Source organism: Streptomyces sp. TRD_SC_5 (assembly GCF_056836825.1).
In genome coordinates this window covers 5,196,199-5,214,624 of record NZ_JBWZZS010000001.1, presented here as the reverse complement: position 1 = coordinate 5,214,624, position 18,426 = coordinate 5,196,199, and the positions used below count along the sequence as shown (strand labels likewise).

At 70.0% G+C, this 18,426-nt stretch carries 19 protein-coding genes and 2 riboswitches; of the genes, 5 read left to right on the top strand and 14 right to left on the bottom strand.

The genetic code is table 11. The annotated features are described in order from the left end of the window. Window positions 1–43: 43 nt before the first annotated feature. From AC1P0E_RS24065 to AC1P0E_RS24055, 3 genes are all read right to left on the bottom strand, one after another. Window positions 44–1,213: a cysteine desulfurase family protein gene (locus tag AC1P0E_RS24065; protein ID WP_482744206.1), complete on the bottom strand. Its 1,170-nt coding sequence runs from the start codon at window positions 1,211–1,213 to the stop codon at window positions 44–46. A gap of 77 nt (window positions 1,214–1,290) precedes the next feature. Next, window positions 1,291–1,509, bottom strand: a complete 219-nt coding sequence (locus AC1P0E_RS24060; protein ID WP_482745881.1) for a DUF4190 domain-containing protein — start codon at window positions 1,507–1,509, stop codon at window positions 1,291–1,293. A gap of 73 nt (window positions 1,510–1,582) precedes the next feature. Continuing rightward, on the bottom strand, window positions 1,583–1,747 hold the full coding sequence (locus AC1P0E_RS24055) for a hypothetical protein (protein WP_482744205.1): 165 nt from the start codon (window positions 1,745–1,747) through the stop codon (window positions 1,583–1,585). A 105-nt stretch (window positions 1,748–1,852) separates the two neighbouring features. On the opposite strand from AC1P0E_RS24055, the gene AC1P0E_RS24050 reads away from it, so the two are divergent. Then, the gene (locus AC1P0E_RS24050; protein WP_482744204.1) at window positions 1,853–2,479 is read left to right on the top strand and encodes a TetR family transcriptional regulator; all 627 of its coding nucleotides are present in this window, start codon (window positions 1,853–1,855) and stop codon (window positions 2,477–2,479) included. Here AC1P0E_RS24050 and AC1P0E_RS24045 read toward each other — a convergent pair. From AC1P0E_RS24045 to AC1P0E_RS23995, 11 genes are all read right to left on the bottom strand, one after another. Beyond that, the gene (locus tag AC1P0E_RS24045; RefSeq protein WP_482744203.1) at window positions 2,448–3,470 is read right to left on the bottom strand and encodes a helix-turn-helix transcriptional regulator; all 1,023 of its coding nucleotides are present in this window, start codon (window positions 3,468–3,470) and stop codon (window positions 2,448–2,450) included. The genes AC1P0E_RS24050 and AC1P0E_RS24045 overlap by 32 nt on opposite strands. Before the next feature lie 43 nt (window positions 3,471–3,513). Continuing rightward, window positions 3,514–4,350, bottom strand: a complete 837-nt coding sequence (locus tag AC1P0E_RS24040; protein ID WP_482744202.1) for a thioesterase family protein — start codon at window positions 4,348–4,350, stop codon at window positions 3,514–3,516. Between the two features lie 37 nt (window positions 4,351–4,387). Beyond that, window positions 4,388–5,062, bottom strand: coding sequence for a trimeric intracellular cation channel family protein (locus tag AC1P0E_RS24035; RefSeq protein WP_482744201.1), 675 nt, complete (start codon window positions 5,060–5,062; stop codon window positions 4,388–4,390). An 18-nt stretch (window positions 5,063–5,080) separates the two neighbouring features. Beyond that, a complete protein-coding gene (locus AC1P0E_RS24030) occupies window positions 5,081–6,226 on the bottom strand; it encodes an ABC transporter ATP-binding protein (protein WP_482744200.1) in 1,146 nt (381 codons plus the stop codon). Further along, on the bottom strand, window positions 6,223–7,215 hold the full coding sequence (locus AC1P0E_RS24025; RefSeq protein ID WP_482744199.1) for an ABC transporter ATP-binding protein: 993 nt from the start codon (window positions 7,213–7,215) through the stop codon (window positions 6,223–6,225). The genes AC1P0E_RS24030 and AC1P0E_RS24025 overlap by 4 nt, the downstream gene beginning before the upstream one ends. 6 nt (window positions 7,216–7,221) lie before the next feature. Then, the gene (locus tag AC1P0E_RS24020; protein WP_482744198.1) at window positions 7,222–8,184 is read right to left on the bottom strand and encodes an ABC transporter permease; all 963 of its coding nucleotides are present in this window, start codon (window positions 8,182–8,184) and stop codon (window positions 7,222–7,224) included. Window position 8,185: 1 nt separating this feature from the next. Continuing rightward, window positions 8,186–9,190 carry an ABC transporter permease gene (locus AC1P0E_RS24015; protein WP_482744197.1) on the bottom strand — a complete coding sequence of 335 codons (1,005 nt, stop codon included), beginning with the start codon at window positions 9,188–9,190 and terminating at the stop codon, window positions 8,186–8,188. Between the two features lie 85 nt (window positions 9,191–9,275). Then, window positions 9,276–10,946, bottom strand: a complete 1,671-nt coding sequence (locus AC1P0E_RS24010) for an ABC transporter substrate-binding protein (RefSeq protein WP_482744196.1) — start codon at window positions 10,944–10,946, stop codon at window positions 9,276–9,278. A 180-nt stretch (window positions 10,947–11,126) separates the two neighbouring features. Beyond that, window positions 11,127–11,915, bottom strand: a complete 789-nt coding sequence (locus AC1P0E_RS24005; protein WP_482744195.1) for an enhanced serine sensitivity protein SseB C-terminal domain-containing protein — start codon at window positions 11,913–11,915, stop codon at window positions 11,127–11,129. A gap of 71 nt (window positions 11,916–11,986) precedes the next feature. Next, entirely contained in the window at window positions 11,987–12,763 is a 777-nt protein-coding gene (locus AC1P0E_RS24000) for an enhanced serine sensitivity protein SseB (RefSeq protein WP_482744194.1), read from the bottom strand. Window positions 12,764–12,893: 130 nt separating this feature from the next. Next, on the bottom strand, window positions 12,894–13,601 hold the full coding sequence (locus tag AC1P0E_RS23995) for an AAA family ATPase (protein ID WP_482744193.1): 708 nt from the start codon (window positions 13,599–13,601) through the stop codon (window positions 12,894–12,896). 115 nt (window positions 13,602–13,716) lie between these two features. Beyond that, a riboswitch (glycine riboswitch) is annotated at window positions 13,717–13,815 on the top strand. Next, window positions 13,816–13,921: riboswitch (glycine riboswitch) on the top strand. 35 nt (window positions 13,922–13,956) lie between these two features. On the opposite strand from AC1P0E_RS23995, the gene gcvT reads away from it, so the two are divergent. The 4 genes from gcvT to AC1P0E_RS23975 all read left to right on the top strand — a co-directional run bounded on the left by gcvT (window position 13,957) and on the right by AC1P0E_RS23975 (window position 18,305). Further along, the gene (gcvT, locus tag AC1P0E_RS23990; protein WP_482744192.1) at window positions 13,957–15,072 is read left to right on the top strand and encodes a glycine cleavage system aminomethyltransferase GcvT; all 1,116 of its coding nucleotides are present in this window, start codon (window positions 13,957–13,959) and stop codon (window positions 15,070–15,072) included. A gap of 58 nt (window positions 15,073–15,130) precedes the next feature. After that, entirely contained in the window at window positions 15,131–15,511 is a 381-nt protein-coding gene (gcvH, locus tag AC1P0E_RS23985) for a glycine cleavage system protein GcvH (RefSeq protein ID WP_482744191.1), read from the top strand. A 19-nt stretch (window positions 15,512–15,530) separates the two neighbouring features. Beyond that, entirely contained in the window at window positions 15,531–16,793 is a 1,263-nt protein-coding gene (gene glyA, locus AC1P0E_RS23980; protein WP_482744190.1) for a serine hydroxymethyltransferase, read from the top strand. Window positions 16,794–16,937: 144 nt separating this feature from the next. Then, window positions 16,938–18,305 carry an L-serine ammonia-lyase gene (locus tag AC1P0E_RS23975; RefSeq protein ID WP_482744189.1) on the top strand — a complete coding sequence of 456 codons (1,368 nt, stop codon included), beginning with the start codon at window positions 16,938–16,940 and terminating at the stop codon, window positions 18,303–18,305. Window positions 18,306–18,426: the final 121 nt, after the last annotated feature.

Sequence of the window (18,426 nt, the reverse complement as noted above, 5' to 3'; positions counted from 1 at the left end):
CGCCGTCAGAAGAGTCCGGCTGTGACAGACCAGTCCGGCCGTGTCACACGAGTCCGGCCGTACGCGCCCGCTCCACCGCCGGACCGATCGCGTCGGCCACCGCCGCCACGTCGTCGGCGGTCGAGGTGTGCCCGAACGAGAAGCGCAGCGTGCCGCGCGCGAGGTCCGGGTCGGTTCCGGTGGCCAGCAGGACGTGGCTGGGCTGGGCGACTCCCGCCGTACAGGCGGACCCGGTGGAGCATTCGATGCCCTGTGCGTCGAGGAGGAGGAGCAGGGAATCCCCCTCGCAGCCCGGGAAGGTGAAGTGCGCGTTGGCGGGGAGCCGGCCCGCCGGGGACGGGTCGCCGCCGAGGATCGCCGTGGGGACGGCCGCGCGTACGGCCGCCACCAGGTCGTCGCGCAGGCCGCCGATCTCGCGCGCGAACCATTCGCGCTGCTCGGCCGCGACCCGGCCCGCCACGGCGAACGCGGCGATGGCCGGGGCGTCGAGAGTGCCGGAGCGCACGTGCCGCTCCTGGCCGCCGCCGTGCAGTACGGGTACGGGGGTGTACTCGCGGCCGAGGAGCAGCGCGCCGATGCCGTACGGGCCGCCGATCTTGTGCCCCGATACGGTCATAGCGGCCAGTCCGGAGGCCGCGAAGTCGACGTCGAGCTGGCCGTACGCCTGTACCGCGTCGGCGTGCAGCGGTACGCCGAACTCCGCTGCCACGTCGGCCAGTTCGCGGACCGGCATGACGGTGCCGATCTCGTTGTTGGCCCACATCACGGTGGCCATGGCGACATCGGACGGGTCGCGTTCAATGGCGGCGCGGAGTGCTTCCGGGTGGACGCGTCCGTACGCGTCGACCGCCAGGTATTCGACCCTCGCGCCCTCGTGTTCGCCCAGCCAGTGGACGGCGTCCAGCACGGCGTGGTGCTCGACGGGGCTGGCCAGCACCCGGGTTCTGCGCGGGTCGGCGTCGCGCCGGGCCCAGTACAGGCCCTTCACGGCGAGGTTGTCCGCCTCGGTGCCGCCGGCGGTGAAGACCACCTCGCTCGGCCGGGCGCCGAGGGACTCGGCGAGCATCTCGCGGGCCTCCTCGACGGTACGCCGGGCCCGTCGGCCGGCGGCGTGCAAGGACGACGCGTTGCCGGTGACGGTGAGCTGGGCGGTCATCGCCCCGACCGCTTCCGGAAGCATCGGGGTGGTCGCGGCGTGGTCGAGGTAAGCCATGGTGCACTCGATTCTACGAGCCCGCCGCACGCTCCCCGTCCCGGCCTTTGTCCCGGCCGGCGTCCCGCCGCCGTCGGTCAGCCGCCGAAGGTCCAGGACACGGTGTTGTCGGCCGAGGCGAGGACGGCGAGGACCACCAGGTCGGCCACTCCGAGACCCAGGCCGAGCAGCGCCCTGCCCCGGCGTTCGGTGCCCCGCCACAGGGCCATGGACGCCAGGACCACGGCGATGGGGCCGAGGAAGATGTTGAGTACGAGCAGTCCGACGAGGCCGAGGACGAACGAGGCGACGGCCATCCCGTCGGCGTCCCGCGCGCCGGTCCGGCCGCGCGCGGATGCCGGTTTGAATGCGGTGAACTCCACGGCGTGTTCAGCTCCTTCGGGTGGAGCGTCGCGAGTGACGCTCACGGGCGGCGAAGACGAGCAGCCAGACACCGATGAGTGCGGCGGCGACGAGGGACACCGGGACCGGTACATGGGCGACCGAGCCCATCAGCACCCCCAGCAACAGCAGAGCCGCGACGAGGAAGAACACGTAAACCCCTCCTGAGAGGTTGAGAGTACGACTGTTCACTGACCACTCAGCCTAGGCCTGCCCCCGGGGTTCCCCGCAACAGAGAACAGTTGTTTACTGAATGTCATGAGTCACACCGCCGGGATCCGCCAGGCCCAGAAGCAGAAGACCCGCCGGGCCCTCATGGAGGCGGCCCTCACCCTGCTCGAGGACCAGAGCCTGAGCAGCCTGGGCCTGCGCGAGGTCACCCGCGCCGTCGGCGTCGCACCGACCGCGTTCTACCGGCACTTCCGGGACACGGCCGACCTCGGCGTCGCCCTCGTCGACGAGGCCCTCGGCAGCCTGCACGAGGTGATCCGCGCGACCCTCGCCGCGACCGGCGACAGCGCCGAGCGCATCGACAGCACGGTCGGCCTCATGGCCCGCCTCGTCCACGCGTACCCCGCCCACGTCCGGTTCATCGCCCGCGAACGCCACGGTGGCGTGGAGCGGGTCCGCACCGCGATAGGCGAGCAACTGCGCCTGTTCGCCGACGAGGTGGCGGCCTGGCTCACCACCCAGCCCGACTCGGCCGGCTGGAGCGAGGAGGACCTGCGGATGCTCGCGCACGTCTACGTGGACCACATGGTGATGACCGCGTCCGCGTTCCTGGAGGCCGAGCCGTACGGCGACGAGCGCGTCGAGGCCGCCGCATCCCTCGCGCGCCGCCAGCTGCGCCTGGTCAGCCTCGGCCGCCGCCACTGGCTGGACTGAGACCGGCCTCGCCGCCACCGGCTCTACTGAGACCGGCCCCGCCCCCGTACAGCTCCACGACCGCCGCCGACGCCCTGGCCAGCTCCGCCCTCACCTCCGGCGGCGAAAGCACCTCGACGCGCTCCCCGAACGCCAGCAGCGACCGCGCCTCCGGCACCGAGCCGAAAGCGAGCTCGACCGCCGCCCACTGCTCGTCCAGCGGCTCCGGCTCCGCTGTCAGGTGCTGGGCATGGACGCGTACGAACAGGCCCAGCCGGGACAGCATCACCCTGGCGCGCACCCGCACCTCTGCCGACCGCTCCTCCACCCGGCGCCGCAACACCGCCCAGGCGTCCGCCAGTTCCACCCCGGCCCGCCGCCGGACGGGCTGGTCGGTGGGCGCGGCCGCGTGCACACGGTCGGCGCGGTAGAGGGCCGGGGCGCCCTCGTGGTCCGCCACGAGGTACCAGACGCCCGCCTTGACGACGAGTCCGTACGGATCGACGGTGTACGTCCGCACCTCGTCCGCCCCGCTGTGCCGGTAGCGCAGCCGCAGCCGGCGGTCGGCGAACACCGCGCCCTGCAACTGGGCCAGATCGACCTCGGCCTGCGGCGCGCGCCACCGCAGCGGATCGACGAGGACGCGCCGGCTCGTCGACTCCGCTCCGGGGCGGTGCGGTTCGGGCAGCGCCGCCATCACCTTGCGCAGCGCGGACCCGAGCGCCTCGTCGAGCCCGAGCGCGGTGTGCGCGCCCTGCGCGGCCAGTACGAACAGGGCCCGCGACTCGTCACGGGTCAGCCCCGTCACATCCGTGCGGAACCCGGGCAGCAGCGCGATCCCGCCGTGCCGCCCGCGCTCGGCGTACACCGGGACGCCCGACGCCGACAGCGACTCGACGTCGCGGTAGATGGTGCGTACGGAGACTTCGAGGCGCTCGGCCAGCTCAGCGGCCGGGACCAGTCCCCTGGTCTGGAGCAGGAGCAGTATCGAGAGCAGCCGTTCTGATTTCACGGCGCCCATCCTGCCCGGAGGGCCGGGGCCGGCCGGGCGGGAATCAGCCGCGCGGCGCCCGAGCGAGCTGCCGGGACTGGGCGACGAGCCGGTCCGCGCTGTCCCAGACCTCCGCGTCCTCCTCCAGGAAGCCGCCCGCGAGGTTGCGGGTGGTGATGGAGACGCGCAGCGGTCCCGGGGCTGGCCGGCAGCGTATGTGGGTGGTGAGCTCGACGGTCGGCGTCCACCCCTTGAGGCCCAGCTCGAACGAGGTCGGCGGCAGGGCGTCGACCGTGAGCAGCAGCGAGAGCGGGTCGGCGTCGCGGCCGTCGGCGAGGCCGAACCAGCCGCGCATCTCGCCCTTGCCGGAGGGCGCGCCGACGGCCCAGCCGACGGTAGCGGGGTCGAGCCGGATGTTGAGCCGCTCGGTGATGGCCGAGCTGCCCGGGATGGCGGCGGGCCCGGCTTCGGTGCCGAGGCAGTGCTCGTACGGCGGCATGTCCGGCGGGCTCGCGGTCGTGCGGACGTCGTCGGGCAGGGCGTCGAGGTCGCCGTAGGAGGCGAGGACGCGAATCCTCTCGACCTCGGTGCCGTCGTCGGCGTACTGGAAGAGGGAGGCCTGACCGGTGGAGAGGGTGCGTCCGGTGCGGACGGTCTGCGTCCGGATGACCGCCTTGCCGGGCACGGACGGCGTCAGGTAGTGCGCCGAGACCGTGAACGGGTCGGAGTGCGGCAGCGCGTCGCCGAGCGCCCGGCCGAGCAGGGCGAGGAGGTAGCCGCCGTTGACGGCGTGGATGATCGTCCAGCCCGCGGAGAGCTCCGCGTCGTAGACGCCCGGTTCCCGCGCCGAGAGGGCGGTGTCGCGGTCGAACTCACTGTCCCCGATGGATGCCTGTGCCATGGCATGCACCGTACACCGACACGTTACTAAGCGGTAGCTAAGTGGTGGCCTCGGATTTTTCCTCGGCCTTCGCCGAGCTCCGGTGCCAGGCGCGCGGCGCCCGCCAGTGGAAGTGCATGGCCAGCAGTCTCAGCGTGAAAGCGGTGACGACGGCGATCCCGCTGGTCAGGGCGTTCAGCATGTCGAAGCGGATGCACAGGGCGACCATCGCGGCCCCGACGATCGCCGGTACGGCGTACAGGTCACGGTCCCAGCGCAGCAGCGAGGGCACCTCGTTGGCGAGTACGTCACGCAGTACGCCGCCGCCGACTGCGGTCGCCAGGCCGAGGGCCGCCGAAGCGGTCAGGCCGAGCCCGTAGTCGTACGCCTTGGTGGTGCCCGTGACACAGAAGAGCCCGAGCCCGGCCGCGTCGAAGGCGTTGACCGCGCCCTGGATGCGCTCCACCTCGGGGTGCAGGAAGAAGACCAGCGTGGCCGCGATCAGCGGGGTGATGAAGTACCCGAGGTCGGTGAAGGCGGCCGGCGGCACCGCGCCGATGATGAGGTCTCGGAACAGCCCTCCGCCCAGCGCGGTGACCTCTGCGAGCACCACGATGCCGAAGACGTCGAAGTTCTTGCGTACGGCGAGCAGCGCGCCGGAGATCGCGAAGACGAAGATCCCGGCGAGGTCGAGCGAATGCTGGACGGAGGGCGTGAAGAGTTCCTGGAACACCGGGCAATTGTGCCGGTTCTAATCCTTGCCGGTGTCCCCCGCGCCCGGGGACCCGGCCGCGGGGGCCTGGGCCGGTACGGTCAGGGCGCTTTCGGCCGTCTCCGCAGCCTCGGAGGCGACGGCCTCCGTGGCGACCACGGCCTCGATCCCGGTGGCCAGGGTCCGCTTCACCGTCCCGGCCTCGATCTCCGCGGCGAAGTGGCACGCCACCTTGTGGCCGTCGCCCATGTCCGTCAGCACCGGGCGTTCCGTGGCGCACTTCGTCTCCTGCACCCACGGGCAGCGGGTGTGGAACCGGCAGCCTGTCGGCGGGTTCGCCGGGGAGGGCAGATCACCGTGCAGCAGAATGCGCTCGCGCCGGTCCTCGACCTCGGGGTCGGGCACCGGTACGGCGGACATCAGCGCCTTGGTGTAAGGGTGCCGGGGCCCGGCGTACAGCGAGTCGCTCGGCGCCTCCTCGACCAGCCCGCCCAGGTACATGACCCCGATGACGTCGGAGATGTGCCGGACGACGGCGAGGTCGTGGGCGATGACGAGATAGGTCAGCCCCAGGGACTTCTGGAGTTCTTCCAGGAGATTGATGACCTGTGCCTGGATCGACACGTCGAGCGCCGAGACGGGCTCGTCGCAGATGATCACGTCGGGTTCGAGGACCAGGGCTCGCGCGATGCCGATGCGCTGGCGCTGTCCGCCGGAGAACTCGTGCGGGTACCGGGACGTGGCGTTGGCGGGCAGTCCGACCTTGGCGAGGATCTTCTCGATCTTCGCCCGGCGCTCGGCCTGGTCCTTGCCGATGCCGTGGGCGGCCATGCCCTCGGAGAGGATCGACTCGATGTTCTGCCGCGGGTTGAGGCTGCCCAGCGGGTCCTGGAAGACCATCTGGAGCCGGCGGCGAAACGTTCGCATCTCTTCCGGCGGAAGCTTGGCGAGGTCGGTCCCGTCGAAGACGACCCCGCCGGCGGTGATGTCGTTCAGTCGCAGCACGGCGCGGCCGAGCGTGCTCTTGCCGCACCCCGACTCCCCCACCAGGCCGTACGTCTGGCCGGCCTCGATGCTGAGCGAGACGCCGTCGACCGCGTAGACATGGCCGACCGTACGGTCGAAGAAGAGGCCCGTCTTGATCGGGAAGTGGACTTTGACGTCGTCCAGTTCGAGAAGACTCATGCCGGGACCTCCGCTTTGGGCAGGACGGGGTTGACGCAGCGCACCTGGTGTCCGGCCGTGCGTGGTTCGGTCAGTGCGGGTGTGCCGGTCAGGCACTCCATCGAGTAGTGGTCGCACCGGGGTGCGAAGGCGCAGCCGTCGGCCCAGGCGATCTTGTCGTTGATGGAGCCGCGGATCGGGTTGAGCGGCTCCCCGCGCGGTGCGTCGAGCCGCGGGATGGACCCGAGCAGACCGTGGGCGTACGGGTGGGTGGGGTGGGCGAACAGCTCGCGGCGGCCCGCCGATTCCACCGCCCGTCCCGCGTAGAGGACATTGACCTGGTCGCAGATGCCGGCGACGACACCGAGGTCGTGCGTGATCATCAGCAGCGCGGTGCCCTCCTGGTCGACCAGCTCCTTGAGGAGCTCCAGGATCTGCGCCTGGATGGTCACGTCCAGGGCGGTCGTCGGCTCGTCGGCGATCAGCATTCGGGGGGCGCAGGCCACCGCCATGGCGATGAGTGCGCGCTGGCGCATGCCGCCGGAGAGCTGGTGCGGATACTCCTTGAGCCGCCGCGCCGGGTCGGGGATGCCGACCCGGTCGAGCAGTGCGGCCGCTTCCTTGCGGGCCTTCTCGCCCTTGAGTCCGCGGTGGCGCTGGAGGATCTCGGTGACCTGGATGCCGATCGGGACGACCGGGTTCAGCGAGGACAGCGGGTCCTGGAAGATCATCGCCAGCTGGCTGCCGCGCATGTCCCGCAGGTTTCGCTGACTCATGGTGAGCAGGTTCTTGCCGTCGAAGTCGGCTCGTCCGCCGATCTTCACGCCCTTGGCGGGCAGCAGGCCCATCAGCGCGAGCGAGGTCACGGACTTGCCGCAGCCCGACTCGCCCACCAGGCCGACGACCTGGCCCTGGTCGACATCGAAGGAGACGCCGTCCACCGCGGTCGAGTCCTTGCGGTCCCGCGCGACGAAAGTGACGCTGAGTTCCTCAACAGAAAGCAGTGACATGGGATTTCAGCCTCGCAACTTCGGGTCGAGGGCTTCGCGCATGGCCTCGCCGAGCAGGGTGAAGCCGAGAGCGGTGATGATGATCCCGATGGCCGGGTAGGCGGCCATCATCGGGTCGTTGTCGAAGAAGCGCTGGGCCTGGGAGAGCATGACGCCCCACTCGGGGATGGCCGGATCGGGGTTGCCCAGGCCCAGGTAGGACAGCGCGGCCGCCTCGATGATCGCGGTGGCGAGGCTGAGCGTGGCCTGGACGATCACAGGGCTCAGGGAGTTCGGCAGGATCTGGGTGAGGACGATCCGCCTGCGCCTGATCCCGACCGCCTTCGCGGCGAGCACGTAGTCCGAACCGCCCTGGACCAGCATCGAACCCCGCAGCAGGCGGGCGAAGATGGGGATCTGGACGACACCGACGGCGATCATCACGGTGGTCAGGGACTGCCCGAGGACAGCGGCGATGGAGACGGCCAGCAGCAGCGAGGGCAGCGACAGCATGATGTCGGTGACGCGCATGATGACGGTGTCGACCCGCTGGCCCGACTTGCCGCCGAGGGTGGCGGCGGCTCCGGAGAGCACACCGATCAAAGCCCCGATGACCAGGCCGATGAGCATCGACACCACACCGACGAGCAGCGTCTGCCGGGCGCCGACGAGCCACCGGGAGAACATGTCCCGGCCCAGGTGGTCCAGGCCGAACCAGTTCTCGCCGCGCATGCCGACGAACTTGCCCTGGTTGGGGAAGACCTCACTGCGCCAGATCTGCGCGGTGGGGGCATGCGGTGCGACCCACGGTCCGACGACCGAGACGAGCACGAACGTCGCGATGATCACCGCTCCGATGACGGCCATCTTGCTGGCCCGCATCCGGCGGAAGGCCTCGCGCCAGAGGCTGGAGCCCGTGACCGTCTCGGAGCTCTGGGTCAGCTCCGCAAGGCGGTCGATCTTGTCCGCTTTGTTGGTCAGAATCGTCACGTCAGTGCACCCGCACCCTGGGGTCGATGATGCTGTACGCGAGGTCGACCAGGAGGTTGATGAGCACGTACACCATCGCGATGAAGAGAATGAACCCGACGAGCACCGGGTAGTCACGGCCGTCGATCGCCGTACGGATGAAGGAGCCGATGCCGCCGAAGTCGAACACCGACTCGGTGAGCACGGCCCCCGACAGCAGACTGCCGGTCAGCAGGCCGATCGCGGTGATCACGGGCAGCAGCGCGTTGCGCAGTACGTGGCGGCCGCGCACGACCCGCTTGTCGAGGCCCTTGGACTCGGCGGTGCGGACGTAGTCCTCGCCGAGCACCTCCAGGACACTCGCGCGGGTCATCCGGACGATGACGGCCAGCGGGATGGAGGCCAGCGCGACGGCCGGCAGGATCAGATGCTGGAGGGCGTCCCAGCTCGCGTCGAACTCGCCGGTCAACAACCCGTCCAGGACGGCGAATCCGGTGACGTCGGTGGCGTCGATGCCGGTGGTGAGCCGGCCCTGGCTCGGGAACCAGTGCAGTTGGACGGAGAAGATGCCCCGCAGCAGCATGGCCAGGAAGAACACCGGGATGCAGATGCCAAGGAGCGATCCGGACACCGAAGCGACGTCCAGCCAGCCGCCGCGGTGCTTGGCCGCCAGGTAGCCCATCGGAATGCCGACGACCACGGCGATCAGGATCGCGGCGACGCTGAGTTCCACGGTGGCCGGGAAGCGCAGGGTGAACTCCTCCCACACCGGCTGCCCGGTCTGGGTGGAGGTTCCGAGGTCCAGCTCGAAGATTCGTTTGAGGAAGCGCCAGTACTGGACATGGACCGGCTCGTCGAGGCCCAGTGCCCGGTTGATTCTCGCTACTTCGGCTTCGGTCGCCCGCTCGCCCAGGATCGCTGAGGCGGGTCCGCCGGGCAGTCGGTTCAGCCACAGAAAGAGCAGAACCGACAGGCCGAGCAGGCTGGGAATGAGCTGGAGAAGTCTTCTTACGACAAGTCGCAGCACCCCGCATGCCCCTTTCTCACGTGCGTCGATGCGGTTCCGCCCGGCCACCGGATCGCGGTGGCCGGGCGGAACCGCAGGTGTGCGATTACTTGAAGGAGACCTCGGCGAAGTTCTCCTGCGTCAGCGGGGAGACCTTCGGCGGGTTGACGTTCTTGGCGAATGCGATGGCCGGCGGGGACGACGAGATCGGCACGCCCGGGGCGTACGCCATGATCGTCTCGTTGGCCTTCTTGTACGCCTCGGTGCGACCGGCGGCGTCGGTGACCTTCGAGGCGGCGTTCACCGCGTCGAAGACCTTCTTGTCCTTGAAGCCCCACTGCTTGTCGGGCCCGCTGAACCAGGTGCCGATGAAGTTGTAGCCATCGTTGAAGTCACCGGTCCAGCCGAGCATGTGCAGGGCGCACGAGCCGGCTTCGGTGGCGTCCAGGTAGTCCGGGGCCCACTTCATCGCCTTCGGGACCACCGTGATGCCGGCCTTCTCCAGGTCGGCCTTCATCAGCTCGAACATGTCCTGCGGGGCAGGCATGTACGGGCGGGTGACCTCGGTCGGGTAGCAGAACTCGACCTTCAGCTTCTCCTCACCGGCCTGCTTGAGGAGCTCCTTCGACTTGTCGGTGTCGAAGGGGTACGTCTTCACCTTGTCCGAGAAGCCGGCGACCGTGTCGGGCATGAACTGGGTCGCGGCCTTTCCGCCCTCGGGCAGCTGGGTCTTGACGAGGTTCTCACGGTCGATCGCGTGCGTGATGGCCTGGCGGACCTCGGGCTTCTTCAGCGCCTTGTTCGCCCCCTGGCTCATCCCGACATAGAAGATGTTGAAGACGTCACGGGTCGGGACCTTGTAGCCGTCCTTTTCCAGCGTCTTCACGTCGGCCGGAGCCACGAGGTCGTAGCCGTCGATGTCACCGGCCTGCAGCGCCTGACGGCGGGTCTCCTCGGTGGAAATCGTCCGGAAGACCAGGTTCTTGACCTTGGCCTTGTCGCCCCAGTAGTCGTCGAAGCGCTGGAGGGAGACTTCCTTGTTGCCCTTGTTCCACTTGACGATCTTGTACGGGCCGGTGCCGGCGACCGTGCCGGCCTCCTGGCTGTACTTGGGGTACGTGATCGCGTCGCCCTTGGCGCTCGCGTCCTGCTTCTCGTACTCCTCGAGCGCCTTCGGCGAGTGGATCGCGAGGGCCTGGAGGGAGAATCCGCCGGGGAGGTTGGCCGAGGGCTCGTTGACCTCGATGACGGCCGTGTTGTCGTCCTTGGCGGTGCAGGACTTGTAGTTCGCCTTCGGGGCTTCCTTGTCCTCGTTCTTCGCGAAGCCGCCCATGATGGACTGCCAGTAGTACGAGACCGCGCCGGACTGGTACGTGCCCTTCCAGTTGAACCAGTGGTTGTAGTTCGCGCAGACCGCTTCGGCGTTGAACGCCTCGCCGTCGTGGAACTTCACGCCCTGCCGCAGGTTGAACGTCCAGACCGTACCGGCCGGGTTGCTCGACCACTTCTCGGCGAGACCACCGACGAGCTTGCTGCCGCCGGGCTCGTGCTCGAGCAGCGCCTCGAACGCCTGACGGGTGACCCGGAAGGTCTCGCCGTCGCTCGCGAGGGCCGGGTCGAGGGAACCGGGGTCACCGGCGCCGGCGAATACGAAGGTGTCCTTGTCGTTCCCCTTGTCGCCACCCTCGTTCCGCTCGCTGGAACAGCCCGTGGCGATCAGGCCGACAGCGACCGCTGTCGTGATCGCCCGGACGGCCCGGGACTTGAATATTCGCATGGGTCCACCCCTGGTTCGCCATGTGGTGACGTAATGATGGCCGCACACTACAGACGCCACCCACCGCAATAGAACAGTCCGGATAGCGGTGAGACCTAGTCGAGACCCGGACACCCAACAAACCAGCCGGTAGGGGACATTCCCGCGTGACGCATCGACGTCCCGGACATCAGGCCCAGTTCAGCGGCGTTGCGGCGGGTAGCCGTAGCCGGGGGCGGCCGGGGCGGCGGGCGCGTGGGCCTCGCGGTCGTAGAACGGGCGGGCGTTGGCGCGCAGCCACATGGAGACGGGGTCGTACTCGTCGGACATCGCGACGGTGGACACGGGCAGTCCCTCGGGGACCACGCCGATCGACTGCTGCATCATCGCGCGCACCGCGTCGACGGACTGCTGGCTCGTGTCGTAGAGATCGAGTCCGACAGCCAGATAGGGCGCCCCGAGCGCCGGCTGCACCCAGGCACGGCGCAGCGCGCGGACCGCGGGCGTACGGTGGGCGTTCTGCGTGAGCAGGGCGTAGAACTGGGGGATCTCGATGGCCGGTTCGGACAGCCGCAGCGGCCCTGCCGGCATCCGGTCGAGTCCGGTCGCGATACGCCGCAGATCGAGCCAGGGGATGCCGACGCCGCCGCCGGGGGCGTGCGGGTTGAGCCAGATGCCCCAGCGGTCGGAGAAGAGCGCGCGCGCGACATCGCGGCCGGACACCACTTCGTACGCCCGGCTCCAGCCGCTCGCGGCGAGCTCCTGGGCGGAGGTGACGCACGGCGCGTAGCCGAGGCCGTCGACGTCCATGTTTCCGTACTGGGCGTCGGGGGACCCCGCCTGGCCGTGCCAGAGCAGCATCCAGACCTGGCCGCCCGCCGGATCGGCGAGGGCGCGCAGCAGCGCCTCGTACGCGTCGTACCGCCCGGGCGTCACCTGGCGCAGCATGTGCTCGACCTGCCCGGCCGCCGCAGTGCCTGACGCGCTCACCCTGGGTCCCGCCCCTCTTCGATCCACCGTGTTGCTTCAGCTTAAGCGGCAGCACTGACACAGAGCACGAGTCAGGCGCGTGTGTAGAAGGGCCGCACCTTTTCCAGCATCCAGCCGGCGACGGGGTCCTGGGCCGCCACGTCCAGCAGAATCAGGTTGACCTCCCAGGGCACCTGGACGCGGCCGAGCGCCCGGCCGAGGGCGTCCATCGGAGCGTTGCGGTCGGCGCCCTCCCAGGAGGACAGCTGTACGCCGACGAACAGCGCCGGGGGCCCGCCCTCGATGCTCGCGAGCGCGCGACGGGCGGTCAGCACCACACCGCTCTCCTCGAACTCCCCGGCGGCGGCGGCGAGGAAGTCGACGGGCTCCTCCTGCCAGTCCGGCTCGAAGAGCCGCACCCTGCCTCCACTGGCCGGCCCGTCCAGCGGTGTACGCCCGGCCCGGCAGAGCTCGGCGACGGCGGGCGGCGGCAGCGGCACGCCGACCGCGCCGTCCGGGTTCACCGCGATGCCGAGCTGGGGCGGCAGCCCGCGGGCGAACTCGCGGGCGGGCGCGACGGTGAAGGACATGTGGGGCCCGGCGCAGTGGCGCAACTGCTCCTCGGAGCTGTACACGGGGACGTACGCCTCGCCGTGGATCTGCACGGTGGGCAGGTCGAGGTTCGGGGAGTCGGGCCCGCCGCCGTTCGGCAGCGGCACCCATACCTGGCTGCGCCCCAGCACCTCGACGATGCGGCCGCCGGCGGCGGGGTTGCCGAGCGAGGCGCCGAGTACCTCTTCGAGCTCGTTGCCGGGCCAGCCGTTGCCGCCGTGCGGGTGGGCGGGTATGGGGAAGTCGGGGTAGTCCACGGGTACGACCTTAACGCGGGGCGGGAGGCACCCTGCGGGCTGTCCCTGCGGAGCCGTTCCCCTGCCCGCCTCTGCCCGCTGTGCCATTTCGCGGCTCCGCCGCGCGAGGGCTCCGCCCGGGCCCCGCTCCTCAGACTCCGGAGAAATCGATCACCCCGAGCGCCCCCGCCGCATCCCGGTCCAGCAGCACCGCCGACGCGCACCCCGCCGGCAGCCGGCCCGCCTCCGCGTCCCGTACCAACCGGCCCACCGCCCGCCGGTGCCGGGCGAAGGCATAGCCCGAGACGCCGCGGCCCCGCTCCTCCTGCCCGGCCCGCGCCACATCGGCCGTCACGTCGAGCAGCAGCAGGTGCAGCGCGACCCCCCGGCGGCGGGCGTCGCGCGCCAGCCAGCGCCGCACCCAGGCCTGCGTACCGCAGTCGTGCACCACGACGCCGTCGCCCGAGCGCAGCGCGCGCCACAGCCCGCCGTAGTGCGCCGCGCGCACCAGCGGCCGGTACAGCCCGTACGGCAGCAGCCGCGGCATCCGCGCCTCCCAGCGCTCACGCACGTCCTGCGAGTCGATACGGTGCGCCGCCGTGCTCGCCGTACGCCGGATCAGCGTGCTCTTGCCGCTGCCGGGCAGACCGGACACGACCACCGTGTCCCCGGCCGCGAAGGCCAGTGACCGCGGGCTGCGCCCCGCGCGCCCGCGCAGATCGCGCACGGTCGGCGCGGGCCGCCGGGCGGCCGCCCTGACCGGTGCCGGAACCGGCACCGCCACGCCCTGCTGGTCGGGCACCGCACGGTGCGCGGCGCCCGTGGTCGACGCGTACACACCTGACTGCTGGAACGTCATCGTCTTCCCCCTGTCGGGTGTCCCCCACCCTTGCCCAAGAAGTGTAAAGAAAAGGTAATGCGTCACAAGTCCATTTCCGTGCAATGATGTGCGCGCCAACTGCATACCGGCCGCTTGAATCCGCGCGGGAGAGTCCGAAGGCACTCTGTGTCCAGGACGCCGAAGGAGCAAGTTCCTCCCTTGAATCTCTCAGGCCCCGTACCGCGCGGGCGAGGCAGATCTGAAAAGCGGGCCGCTTCGTCGCGGCTCCACCCAAGGTGCAAGCCGAGACAGTCACTCTCTCGGTGAACCTCTCAGGTTCCGATGACAGATGGGGAGGATTGTCCTCGCCTGTCATGCCCTGGGAGCCCCACACATGAGCAATGTCCCCCGTCACACCGCACTCGACGCGCTGCATCGTTCGCTGGGCGCGACCATGACCGACTTCGCGGGCTGGGACATGCCGCTGCGGTACGCCAGCGAGCGCGACGAGCACAACGCCGTACGTACCCGCGCCGGCCTCTTCGACCTCTCCCACATGGGCGAGATCACGGTCACCGGCGCGCAGGCCGTGGACGCCCTCGACTACGCGCTCGTCGGCAACATCGGCACGGTCGGCATCGGGCGCGCCCGCTACACGATGATCTGCCAGGAGGACGGCGGGATCCTCGACGACCTGATCGTCTACCGCCTGGCCGAAACCGAGTACATGGTCGTCGCCAACGCCGGCAACGCCCAGATCGTCCTCGACGCCATCACCGAGCGCGCCGCCGCCTTCGACGCCGCCGTACGGGACGACCGTGACGCGTACGCCCTGATCGCCGTCCAGGGCCCCGAGTCCCCCGGGATTCTGAAGTCCGTCACGGACGCCGACCTGGACGGTCTGAAGTACTACGCCGGCCTCCCCGGCACCGTCTCCGGCGTCCCCGCCCTCATCGCCCGTACCGGCTACACCGGTGAGGACGGCTTCGAGCTGTTCGTCGCCCCGGCCGACGCCGAGCAGCTGTGGCAGGCACTGACCGAAGCGGGCAAGGACGCCGGCCTCGTCCCCGCAGGCCTCTCCTGCCGCGACACCCTGCGCCTGGAAGCGGGCATGCCGCTGTACGGGCACGAGCTGACCACCTCGCTCACCCCGTTCGACGCGGGCCTCGGCCGGGTCGTGAAGTTCGAGAAGGAGGGCGACTTCGTCGGCCGCGCCGCCCTCGAAGCCGCCGCCGAGCGCGCCGAGACCGCGCCGCCGCGCAAGCTGGTCGGCCTGATCGCCGAGGGCCGCCGCGTCCCGCGCGCGGGTTTCCCTGTAGTGGCGGACGGCAAGGTCATCGGCGAGGTCACCTCCGGCGCCCCGTCCCCGACGCTGGGCAAGCCGATCGCCATGGCGTACGTCGATGCCGCGCACGCGGCGCCGGGCACGCCCGGTATCGGCGTAGACATCCGCGGTACGCATGAGCCGTACGAGGTCGTCGCGCTGCCCTTCTACAAGCGCCAGAAGTGACCCCCCGCACAACCTCCCCGTTCACCAGCACTCCCCCGCGTACAGGAGAATTCAGGTCATGAGCAACCCCCAGCAGCTGCGTTACAGCAAGGAGCACGAGTGGCTGTCGACCGCCGAGGACGGCGTCGCGACGGTCGGCATCACGGAGTTCGCGGCCAACGCGCTCGGTGACGTCGTCTTCGCCCAGCTCCCGGAGGTCGGCGACACGGTGACGGCGGGCGAGTCCTGCGGCGAGCTGGAGTCGACCAAGTCGGTCAGCGACCTGTACTCCCCGGTGACCGGCGAGATCGTCGAGGCCAACCAGGACGTCGTGGACGACCCGTCGCTGGTGAACTCCGCCCCCTTCGAGGGCGGCTGGCTCTTCAAGGTGCGCGTCACGGACGAGCCGGGCGACCTGCTCTCCGCCGCTGAGTACGACGCCTTCTCCTCCGGCAACTAACACCTCGAACGGGACCGTGATGACGCTTCTCAACACTCCCCTGCACGAGCTCGACCCGGACGTCGCCGCCGCCGTCGACGCCGAGCTGCTCCGCCAGCAGTCCACCCTCGAAATGATCGCCTCGGAGAACTTCGCTCCGGTCGCGGTCATGGAGGCCCAGGGCTCCGTACTCACCAACAAGTACGCCGAGGGCTACCCCGGCCGCCGCTACTACGGCGGTTGCGAGCACGTCGACGTGGTCGAGCAGATCGCGATCGACCGCATCAAGGCGCTCTTCGGCGCCGAGCACGCGAACGTACAGCCCCACTCGGGCGCCCAGGCCAACGCGGCCGCGATGTTCGCGCTGATCAAGCCCGGCGACACGATCATGGGCCTGAACCTCGCGCACGGCGGTCACCTGACCCACGGCATGAAGATCAACTTCTCCGGCAAGCTCTACAACGTGGTCGCGTACCACGTGGACGACGCCACCGGCGAGGTCGACATGGCCGAGGTCGAGCGCCTCGCCAAGGAGTCGAAGCCGAAGCTGATCGTGGCCGGCTGGTCGGCGTACCCGCGTCAGCTGGACTTCGCCGCCTTCCGCCGCATCGCGGACGAGGTCGGCGCGTACCTGATGGTCGACATGGCGCACTTCGCCGGTCTGGTCGCCGCGGGCCTGCACCCCAACCCGGTGCCGCACGCCCATGTCGTCACCACGACCACGCACAAGACGCTCGGCGGCCCGCGCGGTGGAGTCATCCTGTCGACCCAGGAGCTCGCCAAGAAGATCAACTCGGCGGTCTTCCCGGGTCAGCAGGGCGGCCCGCTGGAGCACGTCATCGCGGCGAAGGCGGTCTCCTTCAAGGTGGCGGCTTCCGAGGAGTTCAAGGAGCGCCAGCAGCGCACCCTGGACGGCGCCCGCATTCTGGCCGAGCGCCTGGTGCAGCCCGACGTCACCGAGCACGGCGTGTCCGTCCTCACCGGCGGCACCGACGTCCACCTGGTCCTGGTCGACCTGCGGAACTCCGAGCTCGACGGCCAGCAGGCCGAGGACCGCCTCCACCAGCTCGGCATCACGGTCAACCGCAACGCCATCCCGAACGACCCCCGTCCCCCGATGGTCACCTCGGGTCTGCGGATCGGTACGCCGGCCCTGGCCACCCGCGGTTTCCAGACCGAGGACTTCACCGAGGTCGCGGACATCATCGCCGAGGCGCTGAAGCCGTCGTACGACGCCGATGCCCTGGCCGCCCGGGTCACGGCCCTGGCCGGCAAGCACCCGCTTTACCCTGGTCTGAAGTAGTTACGTACGACACAGACTGAATATCGGGGCACCGCGCACACTGAACAGTGAGTGCGGTGCCCCGCACCGTGTTGCCCCGCCTTGATCATCTGCACCACCCCCGCAGGCAGACAACGGCGTCTACCCACCCCTTAGGAGTTACCCGTGGCCATCTCGGTCTTCGACCTGTTCTCGATCGGCATCGGCCCCTCCAGCTCCCACACGGTCGGCCCGATGCGCGCCGCCCGCCTGTTCGTGGGCCGCCTCAAGAACGACGGCCTGATGGCCCACACCACGTCGATACGCGCCGAGCTGTTCGGCTCGCTCGGCGCGACCGGCCACGGCCACGGGACCCCGAAGGCCGTACTGCTCGGCCTGGAGGGAAACTCCCCGCGCACGGTCGACGTCGAGACCGCCGACGAGGAGTACGAGCGGATCAAGGCGCAAAAGCGCCTCAACCTCCTCGGCGCGCACGAGATCGACTTCGACTTCGACGAGGACCTGATCCTGCACCGCCGCAAGGCCCTGCCGTACCACGCCAACGGCATGACGCTGTGGGCGTACGACGCCGAGGGCGCGCCGCTGCTGGAGAAGACGTACTACTCGGTGGGCGGCGGCTTCGTCGTGGACGAGGACGCGGTCGGTGAGGACCGGATAAAGCTCGACGACACCGTACTGAAGTACCCCTTCCGCACCGGCGACGAGCTGCTGCGCATGGCCAACGAGACCGGCCTGTCGATCTCCGCCCTGATGCTGGAGAACGAGAAGGCCTGGCGCACGGAGCCCGAGATCCGCGAGGGGCTGCTGGAGATCTGGCGCGCCATGCAGGACTGCGTCTCGCGCGGCATGTCCCAGGAGGGCATCCTGCCCGGCGGCCTGAAGGTGCGCCGCCGCGCCGCGAACACCGCGCGCAAGCTGCGCTCCGAGGGCGACCCGCTGGCGCTCGCGATGGAGTGGATCACGCTCTACGCGATGGCGGTCAACGAGGAGAACGCCGCGGGCGGCCGCGTCGTCACCGCCCCGACGAACGGCGCCGCCGGCATCATCCCGGCCGTACTGCACTATTACATGAACTTCGTGCCGGGCGCCGACGAGGAGGGCGTGGTCCGCTTCATGCTCTCCGCCGGTGCGATCGGCATGCTCTTCAAGGAGAACGCCTCCATCTCCGGTGCCGAGGTCGGCTGCCAGGGCGAAGTCGGCTCCGCCTGCTCGATGGCGGCCGGCGCACTCGCCGAGGTCCTCGGCGGCACCCCCGAGCAGGTCGAGAACGCGGCCGAGATCGGCATGGAGCACAACCTGGGCCTGACCTGCGACCCGGTCGGCGGCCTCGTCCAGATCCCGTGCATCGAGCGCAACGGCATGGCGGCGGTCAAGGCGGTCACGGCGGCGAAGATGGCGATGCGCGGCGACGGCAGCCACAAGGTGTCCCTGGACAAGGTCATCAAGACGATGAAGGAGACCGGCGCGGACATGTCGGTCAAGTACAAGGAGACCGCACGCGGCGGCCTCGCGGTGAACATCATCGAATGCTGAGCACCTAGGCCCTGACCAGCGCCTCCGCATCCTTCGGCGCTGTCAGGGCCTTCCCTGCGCTCAGACTCGAACTACCGGGCACCAGAGGCACGGTTGCCGCTGGGTGGTCAGCCGGTGAAGG

Coding starts and splice junctions, on each gene's coding strand:
- AC1P0E_RS24065 (WP_482744206.1), bottom strand. CDS start 1,213: ATGGCTTACCTCGACCACGCCGCGACCACCCCGATGCTTCCGGAAGCG.
- AC1P0E_RS24060 (WP_482745881.1), bottom strand. CDS start 1,509: ATGGCCGTCGCCTCGTTCGTCCTCGGCCTCGTCGGACTGCTCGTACTC.
- AC1P0E_RS24050 (WP_482744204.1), top strand. CDS start 1,853: ATGAGTCACACCGCCGGGATCCGCCAGGCCCAGAAGCAGAAGACCCGC.
- AC1P0E_RS24040 (WP_482744202.1), bottom strand. CDS start 4,350: ATGGCACAGGCATCCATCGGGGACAGTGAGTTCGACCGCGACACCGCC.
- AC1P0E_RS24030 (WP_482744200.1), bottom strand. CDS start 6,226: ATGAGTCTTCTCGAACTGGACGACGTCAAAGTCCACTTCCCGATCAAG.
- AC1P0E_RS24025 (WP_482744199.1), bottom strand. CDS start 7,215: ATGTCACTGCTTTCTGTTGAGGAACTCAGCGTCACTTTCGTCGCGCGG.
- AC1P0E_RS24010 (WP_482744196.1), bottom strand. CDS start 10,946: ATGCGAATATTCAAGTCCCGGGCCGTCCGGGCGATCACGACAGCGGTC.
- AC1P0E_RS23995 (WP_482744193.1), bottom strand. CDS start 13,601: ATGACGTTCCAGCAGTCAGGTGTGTACGCGTCGACCACGGGCGCCGCG.
- gcvT (WP_482744192.1), top strand. CDS start 13,957: ATGAGCAATGTCCCCCGTCACACCGCACTCGACGCGCTGCATCGTTCG.
- gcvH (WP_482744191.1), top strand. CDS start 15,131: ATGAGCAACCCCCAGCAGCTGCGTTACAGCAAGGAGCACGAGTGGCTG.
- glyA (WP_482744190.1), top strand. CDS start 15,531: ATGACGCTTCTCAACACTCCCCTGCACGAGCTCGACCCGGACGTCGCC.